Below are 24792 nucleotides of genomic sequence, written 5' to 3'. Positions count from 1 at the left end.
ATAGTTTACAATTATGTATGGGGATGAAAAACGGGCGCGACTACTCGCCGCATCAGCGATCTTTGTAGCCCTCATTGCGGTCGGGGGATGGATTTCCGTACCGGTTCTGATGATTCCGTTTACGATGCAGAATTTTTTCATGCTGCTTGCCGCAGCCGTGATGAAACGGTATGCGGTGATTCCGGTCGGGCTGTATGTGCTGCTTGGAACACTCGGACTGCCGATCTTCCACAACGGAACAGCGGGAATCGGTATTCTTCTCGGACCGACGGGCGGGTTTCTGATCGGATTTGTGGTCATGGCCGGTATTGCCGGACTGCTGTTCGAAAAACAATCCGTGCGGTTTGACATCCTCGCGCTTGCGGCGTTCGGAGTCGGAGCCTATGCCTTTGCTGCGGGATGGTTCATGATCTCAACCGGTGCGTCATTCGCCGCCGCAGTTCTTGCCTGTGTTGTTCCGTTTGTGATCGGGGACGTCATCAAATCCGCGGTCATCGAGGCAATTGTTCTCCGGCTGCGCAGAGCCGGAACGGAGCTTCTGTGATATCCGTTACCAGTCTCAGATGCGGGATTCTGGATATCCCGCACCTCACCATCCCGCAGGGGATTACGGCGGTGACCGGAGACAACGGAGCGGGAAAGACCACGCTGCTCCGCGCTCTTGCAGGCATGGTTCTGCCGGAGTCCGGAACAATCATCATAGACGGGGTACCTCCCCGCGAGTGTGAAGTCGGCTGTGTCTCCGAGTTTCCCGACCGGCATCTGATCTTTTCGGTGGTGCACGATGAGATCGCATCGCCTCTGCGGTTCGCGTACCGCGAACCGGCCGCGGTCGCGGCCCGCGTCGCTGAAGTCGCAGGCCGGTTCGGCATCACGCATCTGCTGAACCGGGAGTGCCGGACACTCTCCGGCGGCGAGAAGATGCTTGTCGGAGTCGCAACAGCACTCGCCGCAGATCCGGTGCTGCTCGTTCTGGATGAACCGGACTCGCATCTTGATCCGGAAACCGCCGGCGAACTGTTTTGGAAAATCCGGGACTCCGGCTGTCCGCATGTGGTGTGGAGCACGCACTCCCGCAGAATCCGGGAGAACGCGGATCAAAAACTTGTGCTTGCACACGGGCTGGTGGAGCAGACGTGAACCTCGTCTTCGATGCAGTCCGGTTCCGGCGGGATGCATTCACTCTTGCCGCAGATGCAGTGTTCTCCCGCGGCGTTCATCTCATATCCGGACGGATCGGTACCGGCAAGTCCACGCTCGCACTCGCTGCCGCAGGTCTTCTCACCCCGGACGCGGGGAAGATCCGGTATGAGGGATGCAGCGGAACTCCGCTTCTTCTGATGCAGTTCCCCGAGTATCAGATAACCGGTACCACGGTGACCGGGGAGATCGCTTCCTGGAACATCACCGGAAATGAGGAGACGTTTGCGCATCTGAACGTCACGCCCTCCAACCGCGATCCCTTCACCCTGTCCCGCGGCGAACTGCGGCGGCTGGAGCTCGCCTGCATTCTTGCACGCGAAAGTGATCTCCTGATACTTGACGAACCGTACGCCTCCCTGGACCAATGCGCAAAGCCGGTTCTCACCAGACTTCTGGAACAGCGTTCCGGCATCACCCTCGTCTTCTCCCATGAAACCGAAGGTGTTCCGGCAGCAGCAGACCACTGGACAATCAGGAATGGAGAGCTTCAGCATGAGTGACGTGCGCATCCGTCTTGCGGTCGTAATCCTTCTCTCGCTCGCTGCATTCTCCGGAGGTCTTGGGACACTCTTTGCGGCGGTCTGCTGGATAGTTTTCTGCGCAAAGGAAACATTTGCCCGCGTCTCGTGGAAACTTTTTGTGCCGGTGACAATCCTTGCCGCAGGATTTCCGGGACTCATCCTCTCCCTCACCGGAGGTGAGGGAGGAATCTATGCCGCAAAGATCCTGGTCATGCTCGCTTTCGCATTCTGGTTCGGCGCCGCACAAAAACCCGGCGAGTTCCTTGACCTCGGAGTATGGGCACTCGGCAGAAAAACCGGATTCGATCTCGGCCTTGCCGCAGAACTCTCCCGGCAGTTTCTTACAGGCATTGCAGATGACCTCGCCCACATGAAACATGCCCTGCGCATCAAAGGACAGAAACTCTCCGTTGCAACCCTGCCGCCGCTTGCAACGGGACTGCTCCTCCTCTCACTTGCCCGTGCAAACCATACCGGCGCACATCTCGCACGCCGGGGATACCGGGGAGGGGGAACCTATGTCCCGGCCTTTGCCCCGTCCGGCACCGATCTTGTGCTGCTCTGCTGCGCAGGAGTTTGCGCTGCGGCCGGTTTCCTTGCGGCAATCCTCGCGTAGCATCCTCTTCTATAATATTTTTTTGAATGCGACAAAACCGGGCGGATCAATCAGGACTACTTTTTTATCTTTTCATTCCAAAACAGTATAGGTTTAGATAAGCTGCACTCATGATGCAGACCGGGAGACAACCATGACAAAGCTCAATATTACTGATACAACCCTTCGGGATGCACACCAGTCGCTTGCCGCAACACGGATGCGCACCGAAGATATGCTCGAACTCGCAGCCGCGATGGAGAAGGCGGGGTTCTGGTCCGTCGAGGCATGGGGAGGAGCAACGTTTGACACCTGTATTCGGTATCTGAACGATGATCCGTGGGAACGCCTGCGGGATCTCAAGACGATCTTTGTCAAGACACCGATCCAGATGCTGCTCCGCGGTCAGAACCTTGTCGGCTACAAACATTATCCCGATGATGTGGTTGACAAGTTCATCGCTGCCGCCGCCGCAAACGGCATTGATGTCTTCCGTGTGTTTGATGCGCTCAACGATATCCGCAATATGAAGCGCTCAATGACCGCGGTGCAGAATGAGGGGAAACATCTGCAGGGAACGATCAGCTACACGACAAGTCCGGTCCACAGTACGGACAGGTTCATTGAGATGGCCGAGGAGCTGTACAGCCTCGGCTGCAACTCGATCTGCATTAAGGATATGGCAGGTCTTATTATGCCCGAGGCCGCCCGTGCCCTGATTACCGGTATCAAGAAACGGATCGATATTCCGGTCTGTCTGCACACCCATTCAACCAGCGGGATTGCGCCGATGAGTTATCAGGCGGCAATTGAGGCGGGTGTCGATATTCTCGATACCGCCATGTCGCCGTTTGCCGGAGGAACGTCCCAGCCGGCAACGGAGAGTATTGTTGCCTCCCTCGTTGGTACCAAACGCGATACGGGCATCAAACTGACCACGCTCCGTGACATCAAGAACGCGGCGGCGAAAGTCAGATGCAAATACGATTGCCTGATCGATCCGATCTCGGTCCGGATCGACAGTGATGTGCTGATCTATCAGCTTCCGGGCGGCATGATCTCCAACCTCGTCTCCCAGTTAAAGGAGCAGGGCGCCCTTGACAAGATGGATGAGGTACTCAAGGAGATTCCGGCGGTCAGAAAGGATCTCGGCTACCCGCCGCTCGTGACGCCGACGTCGCAGATCGTCGGAACCCAGGCTGTTCTCAATGTTCTGATGGGCGGCCGCTACAAGACGGTCACAAACGAGGTCCGCGATTATCTGAAAGGTATGTACGGCAAGTCCCCGGCACCGCTGGATGCCGCACTGGTTGCCTCGATCATCGGTGATGAGGAACGGATCACCTGCCGGCCGGCGGATACACTCGGCCCCATCTATGAGAAGATGAAGGCCGATGCCGAGGGTCAGGGTCTGATCAAAAAGGAGGAGGATGTTCTGACGTATATTCTCTACCCGGCAATTGCCCCGGCATTCCTGAAGGGTGAGAAGAAGGCGGAGCCTCTGCCGGCGGCTGTTCCGGCAGGAGCCGCGGCGGCAGCGGCGCCGGTTGACATTGATATTCCCCGATCCATGGAGGTTGAGGTGGACGGCGAGGTGTTCATGGTCCGGATTCTGTCGGTTGAGGGAGAGTCGGTTGCTGCAGGTAGTTCCGAGCCGGGCAAGCGCCAGACGCCGCACGGGGATGTGCCGGGCGGGGTGAAGAGCAGTATTCAGGGAATGGTGCTTGATATTAAGGTGCAGATGGGACAGAAGGTTGCCGCGGGCGATACCCTGCTGGTGCTGGAAGCCATGAAGATGGAAAATCCGGTGGTCAGTCCGGTTGACGGAACAGTTACGGAGATCTTTGTGGAGAACGGTGCGGTTGTCCAGAGCGGCGACGTGCTTGTGGTGGTGAAATGAACAAAGACCGCTACTTCGATAAAGTTCTGGTCGCCAACCGCGGCGAGATCGCTATCCGTGTGATGCGTGCGTGCCGGGAGATGGGTATTGAGACGGTTGCGGTGTACTCGGAGGCGGATGCAAATGCCCTGCATGTGAAGTATGCGGATGAGGCGTTCTTGATTGGTGCGGCGCATCCGACGAAGAGTTACCTGAATATGGATCGTATCCTTGAGGTCGCGGATATGGCAGGAGCCGATGCAATCCATCCGGGATACGGATTCCTTGCGGAGAAAGCGGCATTTTCCGGCGCGGTGAAGAAGGCCGGGTTTACCTTTATCGGCCCGTCGGAGAAGACGATTGCGATGATGGGGTCGAAGATCGGATCGAAGCAGGCGATGTCGGATGCGGGGGTGCCGGTGCTGCCGTGGACGCGGAGTACGGAGCATGATGAGGCGAAGGCGTTTGCGGAGTCGATCGGATATCCGGTGATTGTGAAGGCGTCTGCCGGAGGCGGCGGTATCGGTATGACGATTGTCCGCAGTTCCGCGGAGATGGACGAGGCAATCGAGAAGTCGATGCGGACAGCTGCGTCCGCGTTCGGCGATCCGACAGTGTTCATTGAGAAGTATCTGGAGAATCCGCGCCACATTGAGGTGCAGGTGTTCGCAGACTCAAAGGGTGATGTGGTGCACATGTTCGAACGCGAGTGTTCGATTCAGCGCCGGCATCAGAAGCTGATCGAGGAGGCGCCGTGTCCGATCATGACACCGGAGCTGCGCGAGCGGATGACACAGTCGGCAATCACGGTTGCGAAAACCTGTAATTATGAGAATGCCGGAACGGTGGAGTTCCTTTATGATAACGGGAACTACTATTTCATGGAGATGAACACCCGTCTGCAGGTGGAGCATACGGTGACGGAGCTGATCACGGGTATGGACATGGTGCGGATGCAGATCAAGGTTGCGGCAGGCGAGCCTCTGCCGTATGCGCAGGATCAGATTATCTGCCGCGGTCATGCAATTGAGTGCCGGGTAAATGCGGAGGATCCGATGAACAACTTTGCGGCCGACGCGGGGAAGATCACGCGCTACCGGTCGCCGGGTGGTCCGGGTATCCGCATCGACAGCTGTATTCATGTCGGCTATGCGATCCCGCCGCTGTATGACTCGATGATCGCAAAGCTCTGTGCACGGGCAATGACCCGTGAGGAGACAATTGCCCGGATGCGCCGCGCGCTGATGGAGTATGTTATCCTCGGGGTAAAGACGACACTGCCGCTGCATTATGCGATTATGAACAATCCGGAGTTCATTGCAGGAAACACGCACACGCATTTCCTTGAGGAGCCGGAGGTCAAGAAGCATCTGCCGCGGTATATGCGGGAGAGTGAGACCCGGATGCACCAGCTTGCGGATTCTCTGGGGAAGGGCAAGGAGAAGACGATTGCAGTAACGGCTGCGGTGAATGCATATATGGCAGCAGCGGCTGCAAAACAGGCGAAGGGGAAGCAGTAATTCTTCCTCTCTTTTCCGGGATGAAATCAGTAACGTATATATTTTGATACGTCCTTCTTATAATGCACTTCTTGCTGCGGTGGCCTAGCTGGTTAGGGCGCCAGACTCATAATCTGGAAGTCGGGGGTTCGGATCCCTCTCGCAGCATTTTCTTTTGAGTTTTTTGTTTTTAGAAGAGATCGTATTTGCTTATGTGTTTGGTTTATTCCCATGGCATCAATGATTACGACTCCTGCATTTTCATCATCGTACGTCATGTTTCCGTTCCTGAGTTTTTCCCGGGTTGCGCGGCTGATCCGGATGGTTATCATGTCAGAATAATTCGGGCTTGTGCTCTATAGTCATACAGACTGATGGTCGTCACAACATCATTATGTGTCTGCAGGGGATGTTTATCATACCGGAGCGGGGGGAGACCCTGGGAAAGAGTGCATGCACATGGGTATATGCCGTGAACAGATCGAAGATCTTGTGTCGAAATTTTTTCATTTTTTCGACAGGTATATGCACATGTGTATACGCCGTGAACAGATCGAAGATCCCGTGTCGAAATTTTTTCATTTTTTCGACAGGTGTATGCACATGAGTATACGCCGTAAACAGATCGAAGATCTCGTGTCGAAATTTTTTCATTTTTTCGACAGATAGATATGGGTGGCAGACAAATTACTCACAGAGACTATGGCACATACGGATCCAAACATCCCCTACAATACCATGCCGCACCTGCCCCCGAAGGCAGATATTGAGACGATCCGGATATGGAGAGCCTGTGCCGAGGCAAAAACATCGCTTGCCCGGATGCGGGAGGCAGGCAAACTCATTCCCAATCAGGGAATACTCATCAGTTCTATCCCGCTGCTGGAGGCAACCGCGAGTTCCCGGATTGAGAATATCTTCACCACCAGCAATGCCCTTTACACGGCCCTGTCGGTGCCGGAGGAGAAGATCGATCCGGCAACAAAGGAAGTTCTCCGGTATCGGGAGGCACTCGCCGTCGGGGTCGGCGAGTTAAAATCCGGGAAAAAACTGGGAGAAATTCTGCTTACCCGCATCTGTTCGGTTCTGCTGGACCAGGAGACGGATCGCCGGAGTCCGAACACAGGTACCTACATCAAAGGCCCGGAGGGATGTGTGTATACGCCGCCGGACGATCCGATCGTTCTGGAGAATCTGATACACCAGCTGGAAGACTACATGAACGGCGGCAGAGAACCCGACGCACTGATTCGTCTGGCGCTGATTCATTATCAGTTTGAGGCAATACATCCGTTCGGCGATGCGAACGGGAGAACGGGAAGAATCCTGAATATCCTCTATCTGATCGATCAGGACCTCCTTGATATTCCGACGCTCTATCTCAGCCGCTACATCATCCAGCACAAATCCGAGTATTACTCGCGTCTCCGGAGAGTTACTGAGAACGAGGAGTGGGAGGAGTGGATTGTTTTCATGCTGAACGCGGTCCGGGAAACCGCGGACTGGACTTATGACCGGATTTCTGCAATCAAAACACTGATGGATGAAACGATTGCGGTCTGTAAAGAGAAACTGCCGAAGATCTACTCCTATGATTTGGTCGAGGAGATATTTTTGCAGCCGTACTGTAAACCTGCCTTTCTGGTTGCACGGGGAATCGGGAACCGGCAGACGGCGATGAAGTATCTGAAGGCTCTGGAAGAGATTGGGGTTCTTGCGTCGGTGCGGATCGGAAAAGAGCGGATTTATGTGAATACGAGACTGTTTGCGCTGCTGAAGTTTGATGAGGAGTAGGCTGCCGGTCCATGCCGGCAAACGCCGGGCGGAGGTGATTTGTTACCGACAGGCAGGTAACAAAAATCTCCGCAAATATTTTCGGAAAATGTTTTTGAAGACTGATTCCCGAATTTTTGAGTTTTTGTTACCTCTGTTACCGCAAAATCAGTACTGTGGTTAGAGTTTCTTTCAGATACAGGAGCACAATGATAAAACACCGGTAACAAAATCACGAAGTCCGTGTAAATGAGGGCAAATGAGATTTAAGTCCGTAACATAAGCCAATTTTGTTACCGACCCCGTCGGTAACACGGCTGCCCTTCCGGATTTTTTTCTTTCTCCTACTATTACTACTACGTTGTACTGTACTAAAGAGTACAGTACAGGAAGAAGAGTGGGGGCTATTTTTTGGCGAGCATGGCAAGCAGGGTGTCGATGGTGTTCTGCTGTTTGCCGAGAAGTTCCTGCAGCTGATCCTTTTCTTTGCGGAAGTCCTGTATGACTTTGTCGATCTCTCCGCGAAGTTCGGTGGTGTTGGTCTCGATGGTGTCGAGGCGGTTGAGGATTTGGTGGTCGGTGGTGATGTTTCCTTCGATTTCTGTCCAGTACCGCACGGCTTTGTTGATGATGGCCGAGCGGTCAACTCCTTCTTTTTCTTTGAGGATATCGACTTTGACGACCAGATCTTTGGGCATCCGCATGCTGATCTGTTCGGGTTTTTCTCCTGACCGAAGGGAACGGGTCATATATGTACTACGGGTCGGGGGAAATTATTAAGTGTGGCAACGCTAAATGATTCCTTGTAATTCATTGAAATTCAATTAGTTGTATTTGAAATATTGGGAGGTGGTGATGGAGACTATGAATCATAAAATTGTAAACTTTGGAAAACGGGTCATTCCAGATGCATTATTGCCAACAATTCAGAAATATTACAACAAACACTATTATGACAGACCCACCATCCAAAAAATAATCGCAGCATATTCAGACTCAAACGATACGGAAATCCAAAATATAGTGAAATATATCTCTCGGAACGGTCTCATAGCATTCCCATATGAATGGGCAGATAGATTCACACCTCAAAACAGAAAAAAGATAAACTCTATACAGATATTCAAAGACAAGGAATACGATCTCCCGTACGTGTATCTTGGAGAGGAAAAACTGTACTTTCCAAACGATTGGGATGATCAAAAGATACGAATCAATTACTTTGGCCTTCAGGAAATAGAACAGCATCTCCTCTCCCCTCACTGTTACCTGTCAGAGGACTTTGTTGTTGATGAAAATAGCATTGTTGTGGATTGTGGTGTTGCTGAAGGAAATTTTTCCCTCTCAATAGTAGAGAAATGTAAAAAGCTCTATCTCTTCGAACCAGAAGAACAATGGATGGAACCGCTCAAAGCAACATTTGCTCCATGGAAAGATAAAGTAGTCATCGTCCAGAAGTATCTCTCAGATATAACAGACGAAGTAAACATCACGTTGGACGATTACTTCGCAGACAAAGAATATCCGAACTTCCTCAAACTTGATGTGGAGGGATACGAAAAACAAGTGCTTCTTGGCTCAAAAAAAATACTCTCGTCAGATGATCTCAAAAAAGTAGTAACCTGCATCTATCATAAAGCAGATGATGAAGATGTGCTGGGGGCACTGCTCTGCAATCATGGTTTTATCACCTCCAAAACACCAGGTTACACGACATTGTCTCTGGACAATAAATATCCATATCTCCGCCATGGAGTAATTCGAGCAACAAAATCATCTTAACTTTTTCCCCCAGCACAATCTATAACCACGCGCCCGACAAATATATCCAACAGGAGGAACGCCGGACTCTATACAATACCAAAAGACCGGCCGATCACCGCCATGAAAACAATACTCTACTACTTCACCGGAACAGGCAACAGCCTCGCCGTTGCCCGCGCCATAGCCGACCGGCTGCCGGAAACCGAACTCGTCCCCATCCCCATGCTGCTCCTCGACGGAGAAAAAATCCGGGCAGAAACAGACGCCAACATCGGCATCATCTCCCCCCTCTACGCCATGGGCCTGCCGGGCATCGTTGTCAGATTCTTTGACATCCTCGACCTCTCGGACGCCGGCTACGTCTTCTCCGTCGTCACCGAAGGAGGAACATACGGCTCCCCCACCGGCCAGATATCCGCCCTCACTAAACAGAGCGGTCACGACCTCAACGCCGCATGGTGGATCCGCATGCCGGACAACTACATCCCCCTCTCCGCACCGCCCGCCAAACCCGAACAGAAAACCATCCGCGAAGACGCACTCAGAAAAGTCGCCGTCCTCACCGAAGCAGTTCGCGAACGGCGCCCGCGGCATATCGACCTCACCCCAACCGGAAAACTGCTGCGGCTCGTCATGTACAAACCGTTCATGAAAAAAATCCCCGCATTCGGCAAAAAATTCGTCGTCAGCTCAAACTGCAACGGCTGCATGCTCTGCGTCGATATCTGCCCCGTCAACAACATCCGGATACTTCCCAAAGGCAAAAAAGAATGGCTTGACCACTGCGAAGGCTGTCTTGCCTGCCTCCAGTACTGCCCCGTAGAAGCCATCTCCTGCGGCGGCAAAACCGACGAACGGCCCAGATACCACCACCCCAACGTAACCGCCGCCGACATGCGGGCCCAGAAAGGCGCATCCGGCAGCAAACACCAAGAATAACCCTCTATTTTTCAGCCCTCCCGCCGGACAGGCATGACTTATTATATCCTTTGAAAATCAATATAAATAAACCATGGAACTTCCCCGGTACGATATCAACAAATACGATCCGAAACGGATGATGCTCATCCCGTTTCTGATCTTCCTTGTTGCCGCGGCCATTGTCGTGTTCACCTTCGCAAACACCGGCATGCCCGTCACCCCCGGCATTGACTTTGCCGGAGGTACCGCGGTCACAATTCACACCACCGATACCAAAGACCAGATTACTGCATTCTACGCAGGATACCCCCTGACCTCCATCGACGAAGGAGTCGGCAGTGCCGGATACTACATCAAATTCGGCCCGATGTCCAACGAAGAAATGATGGAGTTCAACGAAAAAACACTCGCCAAGTACCCTGACGCAAGCATCGACCAGATCGGCGCCAACTTCGGTGCAACGCTCCAGTCCCAGGCAATGGTTGCCCTCCTCTTCGCCTTTATCGGCATGGCAATCGTCGTCTTCATTGCATTCCGCAAACTCATCCCGGCAGCCACCGTCGTTTTTGCGGGAGTCGCCGACATCACCATCACCGCAGGCGTCATGAATGTCCTCGGCATCGAACTGTCGCTTGCGACAACCGCAGCACTTCTCATGCTCATCGGATACTCGGTCGACAGCAACATCCTCCTGACCAGTAAAGTACTCAAACGTCAGGGAAAACTTGTCGACAAAATGGCCGGCGCATTCCATACCGGATTCATCATGACCACGACAACGCTCGCCGCAATCGTCGCCATGCTGATTGTTGCCCTCATCGGTCAGGTCCCGACCCTCTACAACATCGCCGCCGTGCTCGTCATCGGCCTTATCTGTGATATGATCTTCACCTGGGCGTTTAACGCTGGTGTCCTCCGTCTCTACATGGAAAAAGAGGAGGGAAAGAAACAGCCCGCAAACAATAAACCAAAGATTAAGGGGGCAAAATCATGAGCGAAAAGAAAACATCCGGATGGCTTGCCACAATCAAAGACCTCCGTGTCCTGCTGGTCATCGTTCTCGTAATCATCGCACTTGCCGCAATCTTTGTACCGATGGGCGACCGCGGCGATGCCATGACCAATCTCCAGTTCGGCCTTGACCTCGACGGAGGATCCTGGATTCAGCTTGAGTTCCAGGCAGAAGTTGTCACCATCGGTGCCGGAGCAGACGTAAACGATGTTGCAGCCAAAATGGGAGAAGCCCTTGACTGTACCGTTGTTCCAATCGATCTGTACCATCTCGAAGTCCAGAAAAAAGCAACCGAAGAGGAACTCCGCGCCGCAACCGCCGCAGCAGGTGCAACCTTCATCAGTTACGAAAACGGTGTGGGCACGACCACTGCCGAGACCGTGAAACGGATTCTGGAGTCCAAAGTCAACAGCCTGGGTACGAACGATGTCAAAGTCAACACCTTAACCAACGCCAACGGTGTTGCGCAGTACGTCCGTGTCGAAATGGCCGGCGTTGACATGCAGACCGCTCAGGAGATCGTCGGAAAGCAGGGTCTCTTTGAGATCCGGATTGTAACGACCGGCAACGAAACGGCCCACGTGCTCTACGGAGACTCGGTTGCATCCGTCCAGAACCCGACGCAGAACCCGGCAGGCTCCAACAACTGGGGTGTCGGATTCAACCTGAACAACGACGGTGCAAAAGCACTGCAGCAGGCCTGTATCCAGTACGGCGCAACCACCAACCCGCAGGCACACAACCTGAACATGTACCTGGACGGTGCCGAAGTGTACAGCGCCCCGCTCTCCAATGATCTTGCAATACAGATTGCAACCCACACGGTCAATAGTCTGTATGCCGGAACCGGTTCGGGCGAGGAAGGACACCAGCAGGCGCAGGAGCTTGAGATTCACCTGCGTGCCGGTGCACTGCCGGTACAGGTGGAGATTGCCGGATCCGGTTCAACCTCCGCAGCGCTTGGCGACTACTTCAAGATCGTCTGTCTGATTGCAGGACTTGCAGCTCTTGCCGCAGTGGCCATCATGGTCTATCTCCGGTACCGGGTTGCCGAGATTGTGCTGCCGATGATTGCAACCAACATGGCAGAAATTATCATTCTGCTCGGTATCGCAGTCTTCATCCAGCAGCTCGACATCGCTGCAATCGCCGCACTGATTGCGGTGCTTGGAACCGGTATTGATCAGCTGGTGATCATCACCGACGAGGTGGTGCATGAAGGAAAGGTTCCGTCGCCGACGCTGTACCTGAAGCGTCTCACGCGGGCTCTCGCCATCATCATGACGTCAGCAGCAACGGTGGTCATCGCCATGTTCCCGCTGATTGTAATGGACCTCTCGACTCTGAAGGGCTTTGCCATCATCAGCATCCTGGGTATCCTGATTGGTGTCCTCATCACAAGACCTGCCTACGGTAAGATTGTGATGGACATCATGGCCAAATAAAAAATATTTTTTTGAAATTTTTTTCCGGCAGCCGTTCGCCAAATGTTTATTCCCCAGAGACACAAACACATCTGTATGAAAATTCCGGTTGCCGCAGGTGTTCTTGCAGTCCTCGTCCTCGCCGTACTTTCCGCGGGATGTATCGGGGATCAGACCACCGATATCATGCTCGGCAACCAGAGCATCGGCAAAATTACCATAACACCGGTGTACGAAAATATGCTCTCCAACAGTTCTCTGGACGAGAAGTTCAATGTGAAGCTGGAACTCTTCGGAATGGTCTTTTCCAAAAACGGTGTCACCCGGGCCGAGGCCGACACCATCAGTTCCGGCATTCTGGATGAAGGCGGGGGGCTGAACATGTCCTTTGTCAACAGCTCCGGCCTCATCACGCCGGATGCGAATGATGCGGGCTCGAATCTTACCTCTTTCATGGACGAGGTCTTCAACATGCCCTTAACCAACCGGGACAAAAACACCACCATCAGCAACATTGACTGGGACGGTGCATTCACCCGTATGCAGGATTCCCTTGACCGGCTGAGCGGGTTATTGAACCTATCAGGAAGTTAATATAATTCCGTCGCCCATGGACTACTATGCATCACCGATACCTTCTCCTCGTGCTGGCAGTCCTGCTGCTTGCAGTACCGGCAGCGGCTGTTCCGTATGATGATACGCTGACCGTCTCCTTTGACGGGTATGCCGATTCATCCCCCGCGGAAAGCTATGCGGGCGGATCGACCGTTATCATCCCATACGGCAGTACCGTCTGGATAGGGGCAACCCAGTACCCGGGCGGTACCTGGGATGTGACCGTGCCGAATCTCTACCCGATGAAACCTTCCTGGAAAGAGATCGTCCAGCTGAACTTCGGGAGTGTGCAGGGTCTGTACTCTGTTACCTATAACGTACCGGCGGTCTATTACACCAACGGCGCGCCGAAAACCATTACCCTGCACCTCAACGTCGGTGACGTGGGCGGCGACTCCTACGAAGATTCCATCTATGCAAAGTATCCGAACCGCTATACGCTGATCTTCTCTGATGCGTACCCGGTTTTGCAGGAGGGAAAGACAAAAGGGCTCTTCAGTTTCGGCAATCCCTATGATGCCCCCTACATCCGGGTAATCTCGGTGACTACGAACGGTACAGTGATTCCGCAGAATGCAAGAATCGTGCTCGTGCCGCAGAGTTCCGCAAATCCGGTTCCGACCCCGTCCCAGCCCTACACCGCACTCTACGACATGAAGGTCGAGCATATTCCGGATGAGGCAGTTGAACAGGTCGATTTCCTCTTTGGTGTGCCGGTCGGGGTGGTGACCGATGCGGGATTTGATCCGCGCTATGATATTGAACTTCTCCGTTATACGGATGCGTGGGAAAAACTGGAGACGTCCTATGTCTGGGAAGGGTCCGGTCAGCAGGCGGGTATGGACTGGTATGCCGCAAAGTCTCCGGGATTTTCTTACTACGCCGTAGGCTTTGCCGAGAACGTGACCCGGCTGCCGGCGGAGGTCTGGACGCCGACACCGACCGCAACGGTTGAGGTGGTGACACCGCCGCCTACGGAGGCGACTGCTTCCCCGACCGTTCCAACCGCGCCGCAGCAGTCATCCCCCTTCGCGTTTGCGGGAGTTCTTGCCGCAGCGGGTGCCGTGCTGCTGTATCTGCGGCGGTGAAATTTTTAATTTTTTTCTGGTGAAGCGAAGCTGTTGAGTGGCGGTGTTTTTCGTCGTTCCCATCCATCACCCAACCGTACACAACAAAATCTCTGCGCACCCGCTTCACAAAATATATTCCAGCAGAAACTTGCAGCCGATCAGAATGAGGATAACCCCGCCGATGATCTCCATCTTAGTACCGAACACGCAGCCGAGCTTACTCCCGGCAAAAACACCAACCGCCGAAAACACAAACGCCACCACACCGATGATGATCGAAGGAAGAAGAATCTCCTCACCCAGCAGGGCATAACTCACACCAACCGCAAGCGCATCAATACTTGTTGCGACCGCAAGGATCAGAAGAACCTTCCAGCCGGTCAGATCGATCCCGCACTCCTCATCCCCGAAAACGGCATCATAGATCATCTTCCCCCCGACAAACAGGAACAGGAAAAAGACGATCCAGTACCCGTACGGCGTGATGAGATCGGTGATCGGCACTCCGATCACGTAGCCGATCAGCGGCATCGCAAACTGAAAGAACCCGAACAGAAGACCTGCAGCAAGCGCTGTCCTGAGAATATGGTTCTTCAGCACCGCACCGCCCGCAAGAGAAACGGAAAACGCATCCATCGCAAGACCGACTGCGATAAAAAAAGCGGGAATCAGAGACGCCACCATGAAAAACTACCAGACCGGCTTGCCGTTCTTTCTCACGTGGTCCACGCCCTCCGGATCCTCGACAACCACAACAAACGTTCCATGGCAGGGTTTCGTGTATCCGTACACCAGTTTCTCCTCCTTCACCCCGACAAGAACCGGCGGGATACCGAGCAGAGGTTTTTCCAGCAGTTTGAATCCCGGCGGCACCTCATACTTCTCCGTACTGTTCTCCCGGATAATCTCTCTCGCCTCCTTGAAACTGCAGTTCCTGGCGAGAATCTCATAATTCATATTTTCAAGACAGCCCATTCCATCACCTCATCGATTTTTGCAAGCAGCGGCCGGGTATTATGCGTCACCGGCGCCACAATTTTCTCTGCCGGAAACGCAATCTCCCCGGCAAGATCATATGCATGCTCCCCGAAAAGAACGGTAACCAGAAGCGACTCCGGCGCAAGAGCAGCGGCTGTTGCCGTATAGGTCAGACCCGCATCATTGTGAATAAAAGAGATAATCAGCGGATACCTCACCTTACCATCAGCAAGATCCGCAATCGTCCGATCCACATCCCGGTACTCCGCCACGTAATGCTTCTTCGGATCACTTGCAACAATCAGCTGCCTGGCCGAGGGGTTCGCCGCGACCACCGGAATTTTGCCGAGATCCTTCAGTAAATCAGCCACGTAAAGAACAAGAGGAGACTGGACCGGTATTTGCGGGCATCCCAGCAGGAGAAGCACTTCATCGGTCATACGTGATGTACACGTCAGTGCTCGGAAGGGATAAACATTGGTTTTGCGGATAACACACGCCAAAAAAAGGGAAAAATATTTAGATGCAGTCCTTGAGGAAGAACTTGAACGGGCCGAGGTTGCCGCCGTAGTTTCCTGCGGTGATCTTCACGACACCCGGAACTCTGCATGCTGCCTGAACGCCTGCCTTCATGGCTGCCTTCACGCTTGCCTCATCGACACCGTCAATAACGATCTCGTACACTGCCTTGACATTCTCCGGAATCTCGGTGTCTTCAACCTTCTCGCGGATGGTCGGGCAGAACTTCTCGTTGGTGGATGCGCCCATGAACTTATACTTCTTGGAACCTACCTTGGAACCGGACGAAACAACGCCTCCGGGGAACGGAGTGATCGTGCCCGGGACACCCTTGATTGCATCGACTGCTGCTTCTGCTGCAACAAGTGCGGACATCTGGGAGTCGCCCATGATCAGGAAGTTGCCGCCTGCGACACCCTTGACTGCACCGATCTCCTCTTCCACAATGAAGTCGCCGCCCATAATCGGGATGGACCAGCACTGAATGCCGCCGACCTCGACCTTGGACTCATAGCCGTCGCCGAAGAAGTGGAGCTTGATAGGGATGATCTCTTCCGAACCCGCCTTGCCGTTAAAGACAGCCGTGGTCGGAGCGGTCAGAACACACTCGGATACACGCTCAAGAACCTGTTCCTTGAGTGCTTTCTTGCCGCAGCAGATCAGAATAGAAAATCCGGGGCGGTTGTCAGGGGTCTCTGCCGGCGGCATAAACCGCTCGATGCCTGCTTCACACGGGCATCCGATCGTGGAGGTTGCAAATCCGGTTGCTTCGGTTGCTGCCTTGTAGGCCCATTCCTTCGTTACTGCAGTAATTACGACACGGGCAACCCACACCGGGAAGCCTTCTGCATATGTGTCTTCGAGAATAACACCGTTGAATTCCATATGTTCACCAGTTTTTAGTGATAGTATAAATTGGGACATCAAAGATAAAGAGCATTTTCTTTCCGCACGATGTTGCCATCAGCAGAAGATATATGCGCATATACGCAGTATAGTCTGCTATGAAATTGTCATTGACCGCAGGTATGTGTCTGCTGCTGATTCTGCTGGTCTGTCTTCCGGCTTCCGCTGCCGCAGGACAGACCGGTGCTGTTTCCGTAATATCTTCGCCGCAGCCTGCTGATGTATATGTAAGCGGGGTCTATGTCGGCCAGACGAACAATGCGTTTGTGAATATTCCCGAAGGATCCCACACCGTCCGCGTGGTGAAGGCGGGATATCATGAGTATGTGGCAGAAAATGTGTACGTTCCGGGCGGGCCGAGTGCGAATACTGTCCCGATGTCGGCAAATCTGCAAAAATCCGAGACACTTGCAGGTCTCGTGGTGGACAGTACGCCCGAAGGTGCTTCGGTGTATGTGGATGATGTCTATTACGGAACGACCCACTATGGCGGACTCCAGATTGCGGATCTTTCCTCCGGTCTCCATACAATACGGCTGGAGATGGACGGCTACAAACCCTACACGGTAACGGACTACAACACGCCGTCGGGCTATGCAACGTACCTGACGAATGTCCGGCTGATTCCCCTTGCGACCGCAACACCTACGCCGACCGTAACAGGATCGACAACGACTGCGGCAATTACGCTTGATTCAACACCGTCCGGGGCAACGGTCTCGCTGAACAATGAGTTACGCGGTTACACGCCGCTGACAATCCCGGAACTGGTGCCGGGAAGTTACAGCGTACTCGTAAGCCGTGACGGCTATATGGCGTGGCAGACGACACTCACGGTCGCAGCGGGAGATGTTGTCACCCAGACCGCCGTGCTGAATCCTGTACCGGCAGCGCCTGTTGCACCGACAAAAGCTGCGGCAGGTATTGTACCGGTCTTTGCCGGAGTACTGATTGCAGCAGGATGTCTGATCACCTTCAGACATTGACCCCCTCTTTTCTGAAATATTGAATCCTTCCCCGGAAGGATTCAATATCTCTCCGAGTTATCTTCCCGGGAAAAGTGGTGATTCCCTGACTGTTTTTCGGATTTGCAATCCGGACGATGATACAATGTCCTGACAAGACAATTCCGGAGAAAATTCTGCGGTATTTTGTTCATTAAAGGTATTTTCAGGGAAAACCTAATTTTGGATTAATAAATTGAAATAATATCAGAAAAAATAATACCCGTAATAACACGATGAGATTATCCTTCCGGGGGATACAGGAACCGGATGCCGCATCCTCGATCGTGATCGGGTTTGTACTGCTGCTGGTGATTGCCGCAGCAACCTTAGGTATCTGGGCAGCGGTCGGACTTCCTGAACTGATGAAAGAACAGGATGAACACACATTCCGGGAACTGCAGCGATCATTCCTCCAGTACAAACTTGCAGCCGACACGCTCCGGGTACAGGAGAACTATGATGCGGCTGTCGGGTTCATTCTGCCAAAGACGCAGGGACTCACCTTCCGCGTCGTCACCGACACCGGAGGAAAACTCAGCATCGTGACCGACGATGACTTCGGCAACACCACAACCCTCCGGATTGGAAGAGTGTCCGCAGAAGCCGCCGGTTTTTCCGGAAAGCGATCGGTGGTGACGTACGAATCCGGAGGGATTCATCTCAAAACTGCCGGCAGGAACCCTGCGTGGACAACTCCCGCACTGATGCAGATATCGCCGGTTGCACCGACCGCCGCACGAATAGAGATAGGCAGCATTTCATTTACAGGGAACTCGGAGATCAGCGGCAACGGCCATCTGCCGGTAACGATGATGCTTCAGGGGTCCGCGGCACGAACGCTGTACTGGAAGGACAATGCAACAATACAGTTCCAGAGTCCTGACGCTGAACAACGAAAACTATGGGAGGACGTGTTCTTTGAAACAAAGGAACGGATTGCAACTGGATCAACCTTTACCATTGATCAAACCGATCCTCTTACCCTCCGGCTTGAAACGAAAACGAACACAACACTCTCCGAAATAATCCTCCGCGAGGCAGTCTATGCTACAGGACCGGCAGAAATTATCTACGCGTAACGATGCACTCACTCCCGTGGTGGCTTCGGTTTTTCTGCTTCTCATGGTTGCCGGCTGCTGTGCGGCAGTCGGAATCGTCATGTTTCAGCAGATGAATGCAATGGAATCGGATGTGCCGGATGTAAGGATTCAGACATCGGCGGAAGGAAAACATCTCTATCATGCCGGAGGCGATACCCTGTACCGAGATTCAGTCACCATCTATAATCTGGATAATGATATAACCCACCGGACACTCGTAAACGGGAAAAAAGACTGGACTGCATGGAAAAGCGGAGAGTATCTTGAAAGTGAACAAACACTCTCAGATGTGTATCTTGTCTGGCATGGTCCGGGAAAAGATACCATTCTCTATCACTACGGGCTAAACAGAAAGACCGGCGTGACACCGATCACAGACGCCGTCCCCGATTAAAACAGTGCCTTCTCCTTCTTCGCGCCCGCAAGATTTGCGCCGCCAAGCTCGGCATACCGGAGGTCCGCACCCGTAAGGTCCGCCTGCCAGAGATCCGCACCTTCCAGATGCACATGCGAAAGATTCGCACCGGAAAGATTCACATGCCGGAGATCCGCACCTTCCAGATGCGCGTAGCAGAGGACAGCGCCCGACAGATCCAGATTACGCAGGGAAGCCTCCTCAAGGTACGCCCCGTACAGCCGCACATCACCATCCGCTTTGGAAAGCTCCCTCTTATACCACTCATTCCATGCCCCGATGTTCCCCGACTCCGCCGCTTCCCGAAGCCGGGACGCGTGAAGCGGATCAAACTTGATCCTGCCTGCCGGATCATACACCGCCGCATCCGGATTAGCCCCCGAAAGTTCCGCGCCCGCAAAAAACGCCCGCCAGAGATTGGTACCGGCAAGATTTGCATTCGCCAGATTCGCATGCTTCAGATACGAGTAAGAGAGATCCGCTCCCTGCAGCTGGGCAAACCGGAGGTCCGCACCCTCCAGATACCAGTAGGCAAGGTCCGCGCCCGCAAGATGCGCACCATAGGAGTCCGTACTGCGGAGAAAGAGATTGTCCGCGAGATATTCCGCATACCAGCGGTTCCACTCCGTAAAGTCCATTGACTCGGAGCCGCGGCGAAGCAGTGCATACTGATCCTGATTAAACCGGGTGCGACGTGGGGGCATGGTGAACGAACCTCGTTTTGTATTCATATGTGCGGATACCGTATAAGAACATGTCACCGGGCAACGGGATCATTTTCTCAGATACGAATATGCAGCAAGCGAAGCTTTGATCCCGTCCCCCACGGCAATACCAAGCTGTTTACTCTCAACAGAGGTCGCATCCCCTGCGGCAAACAATCCCGGAACATCCGTTCTGCAGTTCTCGTCAACAAGAATTTCGCCAAAGGTGTTCATGCCGACGGCACCCGCAAACACCGCAGTGTTCGGAGTAAGACCAAGACCGAGAAACAGCCCGTCGATCGCAAGACTGCTCGTGTTTGCCGGATCAGATCGGGGCGCGGTATCGATGGCAGATAATGCTCCGTCGCCGTGAAGACCGGTGATCACAACCCCAGTCTCGATTACCACGTTCCTCCTCTCCTTAAGGCGGTCAATAGTGACCGCATCCGCTCTCAGGGGACTGCGGGAGATCAGATACACAACCGATGCAATGCCGCTCATCTCAAGCGCCATATCTGCGGCGGTGTTGCCGCCGCCGTACACCGCAACCCGTTTCCCTTTGAAAAACGGACCGTCACAGGTTGTACAGACGGAGACCCCCTTCCCGAACAGCTCCGCCTCGCCTGGAACTCCGCTGAGTTTCGGCGTTCGGCCGGACGCGGCAATCACGGCCCGGGCAGTGAACTCCCGACCGGACAGTGTCTCAACAAAGAACAGACCGTTTCGCACAGAAAAACCCGTCACCACATCGTCAAGGATAACAGCACCTGCCCCTTCCGCCTGATCCGCAAACAGACGCATCAGAGACTCGCCTGAGATCCGGTAAAATCCCGGATAGTTTTCAATCTCAGCACTTCGTGTGGCCATGCCGCCGCGGGCACCGCCGATAACCAGCGTCTCAAGACCTTTGCGGCCGGCATACATCGCCGCCGCAAGTCCGGCGGCACCCGAACCGATAACGATCAGTTCATGATCCGCGGAGATCGCTTTGCCGCTGTCGATGCGGAGCCGCGCCTCGATTCTCGGACGATCGAATCCCACGATCACGTCGCCGTCGATAATGATAACCGGCACGCCACGCTGGCCGGTGAGATCGATCATCTCGCGGGCGGCGTCTGCATCCTCGCCGACATCGATCGCGTGATAGGAAATATTCTTCTGTGCAAGCCATGCCTTCAGATTATTACAGTGCGGACACTGTTTGGTGGAGTACACGGTAATATCAGGAACAGTCATACTCCAATTTTTGGCGCGGGAAAATTAAAAGGGTGGGATAGAGGCATGACCCGTTCCGGTTATTCTGCATCGGCGGGTTCGGGAGTTTTCATCCGCCGCATCTCTTTGAAGAAGATTTCATAGCCGGTGATTCCCAAAACCAGCAGAACCGGACCGAGAACAAAACCAAGCAGCCCCATGATCATTGCACCGCCGAAAAATCCGATAAACATCAGCATCGGACGAATCTGTACCCGTTTTCCGGTAAGTTTCGGCCGGAGAATGATATCCGTCACTACACAGAGGAGGAAGTAGCCGACCGTGCAGATAAGGAAGACTCCCCGCCAGTCACCGATACACAGGGAGTAGAGTCCGACAAAGATCAGAATCATTACCGGGCCGAGGAACGGAATCAGGGCAAACACCGCACACAGCATTGCATAAAACATCTCATGACCATACCCGAGCAGCAGGAAAAAGCCGTAGGCCAAAAAGAAGGTGAGAATCGAGATGATCACATGCACAATATAGAGGGAGTAGAGAATGTCCTTGGTCTTGGACGCCATCAGGCCGACATTTTCCTTTGCATTTTCCGGAAGAACAGACCAGATGTCGCCCCAGATACGATCGCCGAGCGCGATGAAGCTGTAGAGGAGCGCATAGAAGAGGATGATGTCGATGATGAGTGCCGGGACGAGTTCGGCGAAGGTGATAACAAATTTGGGAAACGCGGCGGTGATCATCGATCCAAGGGCTCCGGCAACGTTTCCGGCGGCGTCCCCGCCCGCGGTTCCGAGAATCCGGAACAGGGTATCAGCCATTACCCGAAGAATCGAAAGCAGATACTCAATGTCGGAAAGCAGAACAACCACCACTGCAACACCGATACCGACTACTGCGCCGGTAATGAGGGTGGTAATCGTACCGGCAGATATCCATACAGGCATTGTCCGAATCAGTCTGCGGTGCAGCGGCATGCAGACAACCGCAATGGAGAGGGCAAAAATGGCGATGAACAGATAGTCGCGTGCAAGAAAAAGCGTCAGCAGAGCGACGGCGGCAATAAGGATCAGGCTGAGATTGTCCCGTGCAAAGGCACTGAAATTCATTGGGTAGTAATCAGCCCTGAAGAATGATAAAGCCCGCGTGGATTGCTACAAAAAAGTTGGAAATGGGGGGTGAGAACGGTTTACTCGACGATCTTGAAGGATGCGCCGGGGATGCCGCAGATCGGGCAGCGGTCGGAGGTCTTGTTGATCTCAATGTTGCCGCAGACCGGGCAGAGGTACACGGTCTTGACCTCAAAGTCGCGGCCTGCCTTGACTGCCTCAAGTGCCTGCTTGTAGAGGTCGGCGTGAACTGCTTCCGCCTTCATTGCGTGTTCGAAGGTGATGAGTGCGTCCTGACGGCCTTCTGCCTCGGCAACTTTAATGAAGGAGGGGTACATCTCGTTGGTTTCGTGCAGTTCGCCTGCCATACCGGCTTCAAGGTTTGCAACGGTTGTACCGATATAGCCGCCGACACGGAGAAGACGGCGTGCATGAATTTCCTCGGCTGCGGAGGTTGCACGGAAAAGCTTTGCAACATGTTCGTATCCCTCGTCGGCTGCTGCTTCGGAGAAGGATTTGTACTTACGGTTTGCCTGTGACTCACCGGCAAAAGCATCTGCAATGCATGTCTTAGTGTCCATGTACTATTATTTGCAGAAGTTGGGGAATAAAGGTTTGGGATGAGTACCTGTCCTGGAAAAAAATACCAGAACTTTTTGAAAAAATCCAGTGAATATCTGCGACACATTAATATAATTTCTTTGCTGATAACTCATCAGAGCAGCATGAGTCTGAAAAACACAGCGGAGATCGATCGGCCACGGGAGAAACTGATCGCAAACGGACCGCAAAGTCTGACCCTCGCAGAACTCATCGCAGCGATCATCGGCCGCGGAACGGTAAAAAATGACGCACTCAAGATCGGCAGAACCGTGGCGGACATTCTGATGAAGCACACCTATGCAACGTCCATACAGGACGTTGCCGCGGTTGACGGGATGGGACCGGCAAAGGCCTGCCAGATTCTTGCAGCCCTTGAACTTGCCCGCAGGTTTCCGCCGCCGGACAGAAAGAACGCAAAAGTTCAGTGCGCCGAAGACATTCTGCCATTTATCAGCCAGTACCGCTACGATCAGCAGGAAAATGTGGTTGCAGCAACACTTTCCGGAGCGCATGAGATCCTGAACATCCGGCTGATCACCCGGGGACTGGTCAACCAGAGCCAGATCCACCCCCGCGAAGTGTTCGCAGACGCAGTAACGGATCGTGCGGCGGCGATCATACTCATTCACAATCACCCATCGGGGAACCTCACCCCGAGCGCACGGGACATTCTCATGACAAAAAATATTCTGGATGCAGGAACTATTCTGGGGATTGAACTGCTGGACCACCTGATTATAGGGCCGTGCGAGGGATTCCGAAGCATTCTTACCGAGATCAAAGGAAAACCGACGACGGAAACATCCGGAAGTCCCCGCGAAAATCCGTGAGGAGAGCAGAACGGATCGGAGACGGATGACCGGTACCGGGGGGTTCCGGAAGTCCCGGAACGACAGCCATGAAAACCAAGACCTTATGTGATTCCGCCGCCCATAGATATTGATACAGTATGCCAAGCACGATCATTGTCGGCGGTTTTTTTGGTGACGAGGGAAAAGGAAAAATCGTCGCCCACATTGCCCAGCAGGATAAAGCAACAATTATTGCACGCGGCGGTGTCGGGCCGAACGCCGGCCACACCGTGGAAGTGGGAGAGAAAAAATACGGTGTGCGGATGGTACCGTCCGGATTCATTTACCCCCATGCAAAACTCATGATCGGCAGCGGTGTTCTGGTTGACCCGCGGGTCTTTGCCCACGAGCTGGAAGTGCTTGGATGCAGAGACCGCACCTTCGTTGACAGCCGCTGCGGAATCATCGAAGAGGAACACATCTACAAGGACAAACACGACGATCACCTTTCCAAAACGGTCGGTTCTACCGGCTCCGGCTGCGGTCCGGCAAACTCCGACCGCGTAATGCGGACGGCACGCCTCGCAAAGGATGTCCCCGAACTTGCCCCCTATATTATCGATGTGGCCCAGAACGTGAACGATGCAATTGATGCAGGCGAGTCGGTGGTAATTGAGGGAACACAGGGATTCGGTATCTCCCTCTACTACGGAAACTATCCGTTTGTAACCAGCAAAGACACGTCCGCCTCACAGATGGCAGCAGACGTCGGTGTCGGCCCGACCAAGATCGATGACGTGGTTGTAGTCTTCAAGGCATTCCCGACCCGGGTCGGCGAAGGCCCGTTCCCGACCGAACTTACCCACGACCAGTCCATTTCAATGGGCATTCAGGAGTTCGGCACCGTCACACACCGCGAACGGAGAATCGGAACCTGGGATGGCAAAATGGCACGCTACTCGGCAATGATCAACGGCTGCACGGCAATCGCCATCACGGGTGTTGACCACATCGACAAGGATGTCTTCGGCGTCAAGGAGTACGGCAAACTCACGCCGAAGGTCCGGGAGTTCCTCGAACAGATCGAGTCCGACACCGGATGCCCGGTCGGCATCATCTCAACCGGTCCGGAACAGTCGCAGATCATTGATATCAGATCCGAGCTGTAA

At 53.7% G+C, this 24792-nt stretch carries 27 protein-coding genes and 1 tRNA gene; 19 read left to right on the top strand and 9 right to left on the bottom strand.

Annotated elements, in window-relative coordinates; all coding sequences use genetic code 11:
- Window positions 1-13: 13 nt before the first annotated feature.
- The 8 genes from O0S09_RS01005 to O0S09_RS00970 all read left to right on the top strand — a co-directional run bounded on the left by O0S09_RS01005 (window position 14) and on the right by O0S09_RS00970 (window position 7491).
- Window positions 14-544 carry a biotin transporter BioY gene (locus O0S09_RS01005; protein ID WP_268922020.1) on the top strand — a complete coding sequence of 177 codons (531 nt, stop codon included), beginning with the start codon at window positions 14-16 and terminating at the stop codon, window positions 542-544.
- A complete protein-coding gene (locus O0S09_RS01000; protein ID WP_268922019.1) occupies window positions 541-1140 on the top strand; it encodes an ABC transporter ATP-binding protein in 600 nt (199 codons plus the stop codon). The genes O0S09_RS01005 and O0S09_RS01000 overlap by 4 nt, the downstream gene beginning before the upstream one ends.
- The gene (locus O0S09_RS00995) at window positions 1137-1703 is read left to right on the top strand and encodes an ATP-binding cassette domain-containing protein (protein WP_268922018.1); all 567 of its coding nucleotides are present in this window, start codon (window positions 1137-1139) and stop codon (window positions 1701-1703) included. Before O0S09_RS01000 ends, O0S09_RS00995 begins: the two co-directional genes overlap by 4 nt.
- Window positions 1696-2340: a hypothetical protein gene (locus O0S09_RS00990; protein WP_268922017.1), complete on the top strand. Its 645-nt coding sequence runs from the start codon at window positions 1696-1698 to the stop codon at window positions 2338-2340. Before O0S09_RS00995 ends, O0S09_RS00990 begins: the two co-directional genes overlap by 8 nt.
- A gap of 133 nt (window positions 2341-2473) precedes the next feature.
- Window positions 2474-4219, top strand: coding sequence for a sodium-extruding oxaloacetate decarboxylase subunit alpha (gene oadA / locus O0S09_RS00985; RefSeq protein ID WP_268922016.1), 1746 nt, complete (start codon window positions 2474-2476; stop codon window positions 4217-4219).
- On the top strand, window positions 4216-5718 hold the full coding sequence (locus O0S09_RS00980; RefSeq protein WP_268922015.1) for an acetyl-CoA carboxylase biotin carboxylase subunit: 1503 nt from the start codon (window positions 4216-4218) through the stop codon (window positions 5716-5718). The genes oadA and O0S09_RS00980 overlap by 4 nt, the downstream gene beginning before the upstream one ends.
- 73 nt (window positions 5719-5791) lie before the next feature.
- Window positions 5792-5865, top strand: a tRNA-Met gene (locus O0S09_RS00975).
- A gap of 534 nt (window positions 5866-6399) precedes the next feature.
- Entirely contained in the window at window positions 6400-7491 is a 1092-nt protein-coding gene (locus O0S09_RS00970; RefSeq protein WP_268922014.1) for a Fic family protein, read from the top strand.
- Window positions 7492-7874: 383 nt separating this feature from the next.
- Here the strand turns inward: O0S09_RS00970 and O0S09_RS00965 are convergent, their stop codons facing one another.
- Window positions 7875-8219, bottom strand: a complete 345-nt coding sequence (locus tag O0S09_RS00965) for a ribbon-helix-helix domain-containing protein (protein ID WP_268922013.1) — start codon at window positions 8217-8219, stop codon at window positions 7875-7877.
- A 106-nt stretch (window positions 8220-8325) separates the two neighbouring features.
- Between O0S09_RS00965 and O0S09_RS00960 the strand changes: the two genes are divergently transcribed.
- From O0S09_RS00960 to O0S09_RS00935, 6 genes are all read left to right on the top strand, one after another.
- Window positions 8326-9252 carry an FkbM family methyltransferase gene (locus O0S09_RS00960; protein ID WP_268922012.1) on the top strand — a complete coding sequence of 309 codons (927 nt, stop codon included), beginning with the start codon at window positions 8326-8328 and terminating at the stop codon, window positions 9250-9252.
- 102 nt (window positions 9253-9354) lie between these two features.
- Window positions 9355-10173 carry an EFR1 family ferrodoxin gene (locus tag O0S09_RS00955; RefSeq protein ID WP_268922011.1) on the top strand — a complete coding sequence of 273 codons (819 nt, stop codon included), beginning with the start codon at window positions 9355-9357 and terminating at the stop codon, window positions 10171-10173.
- A gap of 73 nt (window positions 10174-10246) precedes the next feature.
- On the top strand, window positions 10247-11149 hold the full coding sequence (locus O0S09_RS00950) for a protein translocase subunit SecF (protein ID WP_268922010.1): 903 nt from the start codon (window positions 10247-10249) through the stop codon (window positions 11147-11149).
- Window positions 11146-12612: a preprotein translocase subunit SecD gene (locus tag O0S09_RS00945; protein ID WP_268922009.1), complete on the top strand. Its 1467-nt coding sequence runs from the start codon at window positions 11146-11148 to the stop codon at window positions 12610-12612. Before O0S09_RS00950 ends, O0S09_RS00945 begins: the two co-directional genes overlap by 4 nt.
- Window positions 12613-12687: 75 nt before the next feature.
- Entirely contained in the window at window positions 12688-13185 is a 498-nt protein-coding gene (locus tag O0S09_RS00940) for a hypothetical protein (RefSeq protein ID WP_268922008.1), read from the top strand.
- Window positions 13186-13211: 26 nt separating this feature from the next.
- Complete coding sequence (locus tag O0S09_RS00935) at window positions 13212-14294, top strand: hypothetical protein (protein WP_268922007.1); 1083 nt, start codon at window positions 13212-13214, stop codon at window positions 14292-14294.
- A gap of 105 nt (window positions 14295-14399) precedes the next feature.
- Here the strand turns inward: O0S09_RS00935 and O0S09_RS00930 are convergent, their stop codons facing one another.
- The 4 genes from O0S09_RS00930 to fhcD all read right to left on the bottom strand — a co-directional run bounded on the left by O0S09_RS00930 (window position 14400) and on the right by fhcD (window position 16658).
- Window positions 14400-14960, bottom strand: coding sequence for a manganese efflux pump MntP (locus O0S09_RS00930; RefSeq protein WP_268922006.1), 561 nt, complete (start codon window positions 14958-14960; stop codon window positions 14400-14402).
- 6 nt (window positions 14961-14966) lie between these two features.
- Window positions 14967-15251: a DUF1894 domain-containing protein gene (locus tag O0S09_RS00925; protein ID WP_268922005.1), complete on the bottom strand. Its 285-nt coding sequence runs from the start codon at window positions 15249-15251 to the stop codon at window positions 14967-14969.
- Window positions 15230-15694 (bottom strand): DUF1890 family protein, encoded by a 465-nt coding sequence (locus tag O0S09_RS00920; protein WP_268922004.1) that lies wholly within the window; start codon window positions 15692-15694, stop codon window positions 15230-15232. Before O0S09_RS00920 ends, O0S09_RS00925 begins: the two co-directional genes overlap by 22 nt.
- 79 nt (window positions 15695-15773) lie before the next feature.
- Window positions 15774-16658: a formylmethanofuran--tetrahydromethanopterin N-formyltransferase gene (gene fhcD, locus O0S09_RS00915; protein ID WP_268922003.1), complete on the bottom strand. Its 885-nt coding sequence runs from the start codon at window positions 16656-16658 to the stop codon at window positions 15774-15776.
- A gap of 119 nt (window positions 16659-16777) precedes the next feature.
- Here fhcD and O0S09_RS00910 point away from each other — a divergent pair, with 119 nt between their 5' ends.
- The 3 genes from O0S09_RS00910 to O0S09_RS00900 all read left to right on the top strand — a co-directional run bounded on the left by O0S09_RS00910 (window position 16778) and on the right by O0S09_RS00900 (window position 19180).
- Window positions 16778-17665: a PEGA domain-containing protein gene (locus O0S09_RS00910; protein WP_268922002.1), complete on the top strand. Its 888-nt coding sequence runs from the start codon at window positions 16778-16780 to the stop codon at window positions 17663-17665.
- A 254-nt stretch (window positions 17666-17919) separates the two neighbouring features.
- Window positions 17920-18765 carry a hypothetical protein gene (locus tag O0S09_RS00905; RefSeq protein ID WP_268922001.1) on the top strand — a complete coding sequence of 282 codons (846 nt, stop codon included), beginning with the start codon at window positions 17920-17922 and terminating at the stop codon, window positions 18763-18765.
- Window positions 18731-19180, top strand: a complete 450-nt coding sequence (locus tag O0S09_RS00900; protein ID WP_268922000.1) for a type IV pilin — start codon at window positions 18731-18733, stop codon at window positions 19178-19180. The genes O0S09_RS00905 and O0S09_RS00900 overlap by 35 nt, the downstream gene beginning before the upstream one ends.
- On the opposite strand, the gene O0S09_RS00895 is transcribed toward O0S09_RS00900, so the two are convergent.
- From O0S09_RS00895 to O0S09_RS00880, 4 genes are all read right to left on the bottom strand, one after another.
- Window positions 19177-19932, bottom strand: coding sequence for a pentapeptide repeat-containing protein (locus tag O0S09_RS00895; RefSeq protein ID WP_268921999.1), 756 nt, complete (start codon window positions 19930-19932; stop codon window positions 19177-19179). The genes O0S09_RS00900 and O0S09_RS00895 overlap by 4 nt on opposite strands.
- Before the next feature lie 42 nt (window positions 19933-19974).
- Window positions 19975-21141, bottom strand: coding sequence for an FAD-dependent oxidoreductase (locus O0S09_RS00890; RefSeq protein ID WP_268921998.1), 1167 nt, complete (start codon window positions 21139-21141; stop codon window positions 19975-19977).
- Between the two features lie 59 nt (window positions 21142-21200).
- Entirely contained in the window at window positions 21201-22229 is a 1029-nt protein-coding gene (locus O0S09_RS00885; protein ID WP_268921997.1) for an AI-2E family transporter, read from the bottom strand.
- An 80-nt stretch (window positions 22230-22309) separates the two neighbouring features.
- Window positions 22310-22810 carry a rubrerythrin family protein gene (locus O0S09_RS00880; RefSeq protein ID WP_268921996.1) on the bottom strand — a complete coding sequence of 167 codons (501 nt, stop codon included), beginning with the start codon at window positions 22808-22810 and terminating at the stop codon, window positions 22310-22312.
- A gap of 144 nt (window positions 22811-22954) precedes the next feature.
- On the opposite strand from O0S09_RS00880, the gene O0S09_RS00875 reads away from it, so the two are divergent.
- Window positions 22955-23662 carry a JAB domain-containing protein gene (locus tag O0S09_RS00875; protein ID WP_268921995.1) on the top strand — a complete coding sequence of 236 codons (708 nt, stop codon included), beginning with the start codon at window positions 22955-22957 and terminating at the stop codon, window positions 23660-23662.
- A 119-nt stretch (window positions 23663-23781) separates the two neighbouring features.
- Window positions 23782-24792: an adenylosuccinate synthetase gene (locus tag O0S09_RS00870; RefSeq protein WP_268921994.1), complete on the top strand. Its 1011-nt coding sequence runs from the start codon at window positions 23782-23784 to the stop codon at window positions 24790-24792.

Origin of the sequence: Methanocorpusculum vombati (assembly GCF_026891935.1) — an archaeon.
GTDB lineage: Archaea > Halobacteriota > Methanomicrobia > Methanomicrobiales > Methanocorpusculaceae > Methanocorpusculum > Methanocorpusculum vombati.
Note: the sequence above shows the minus strand (reverse complement) of the source record. Positions and strands in the feature narration are given on the sequence as shown.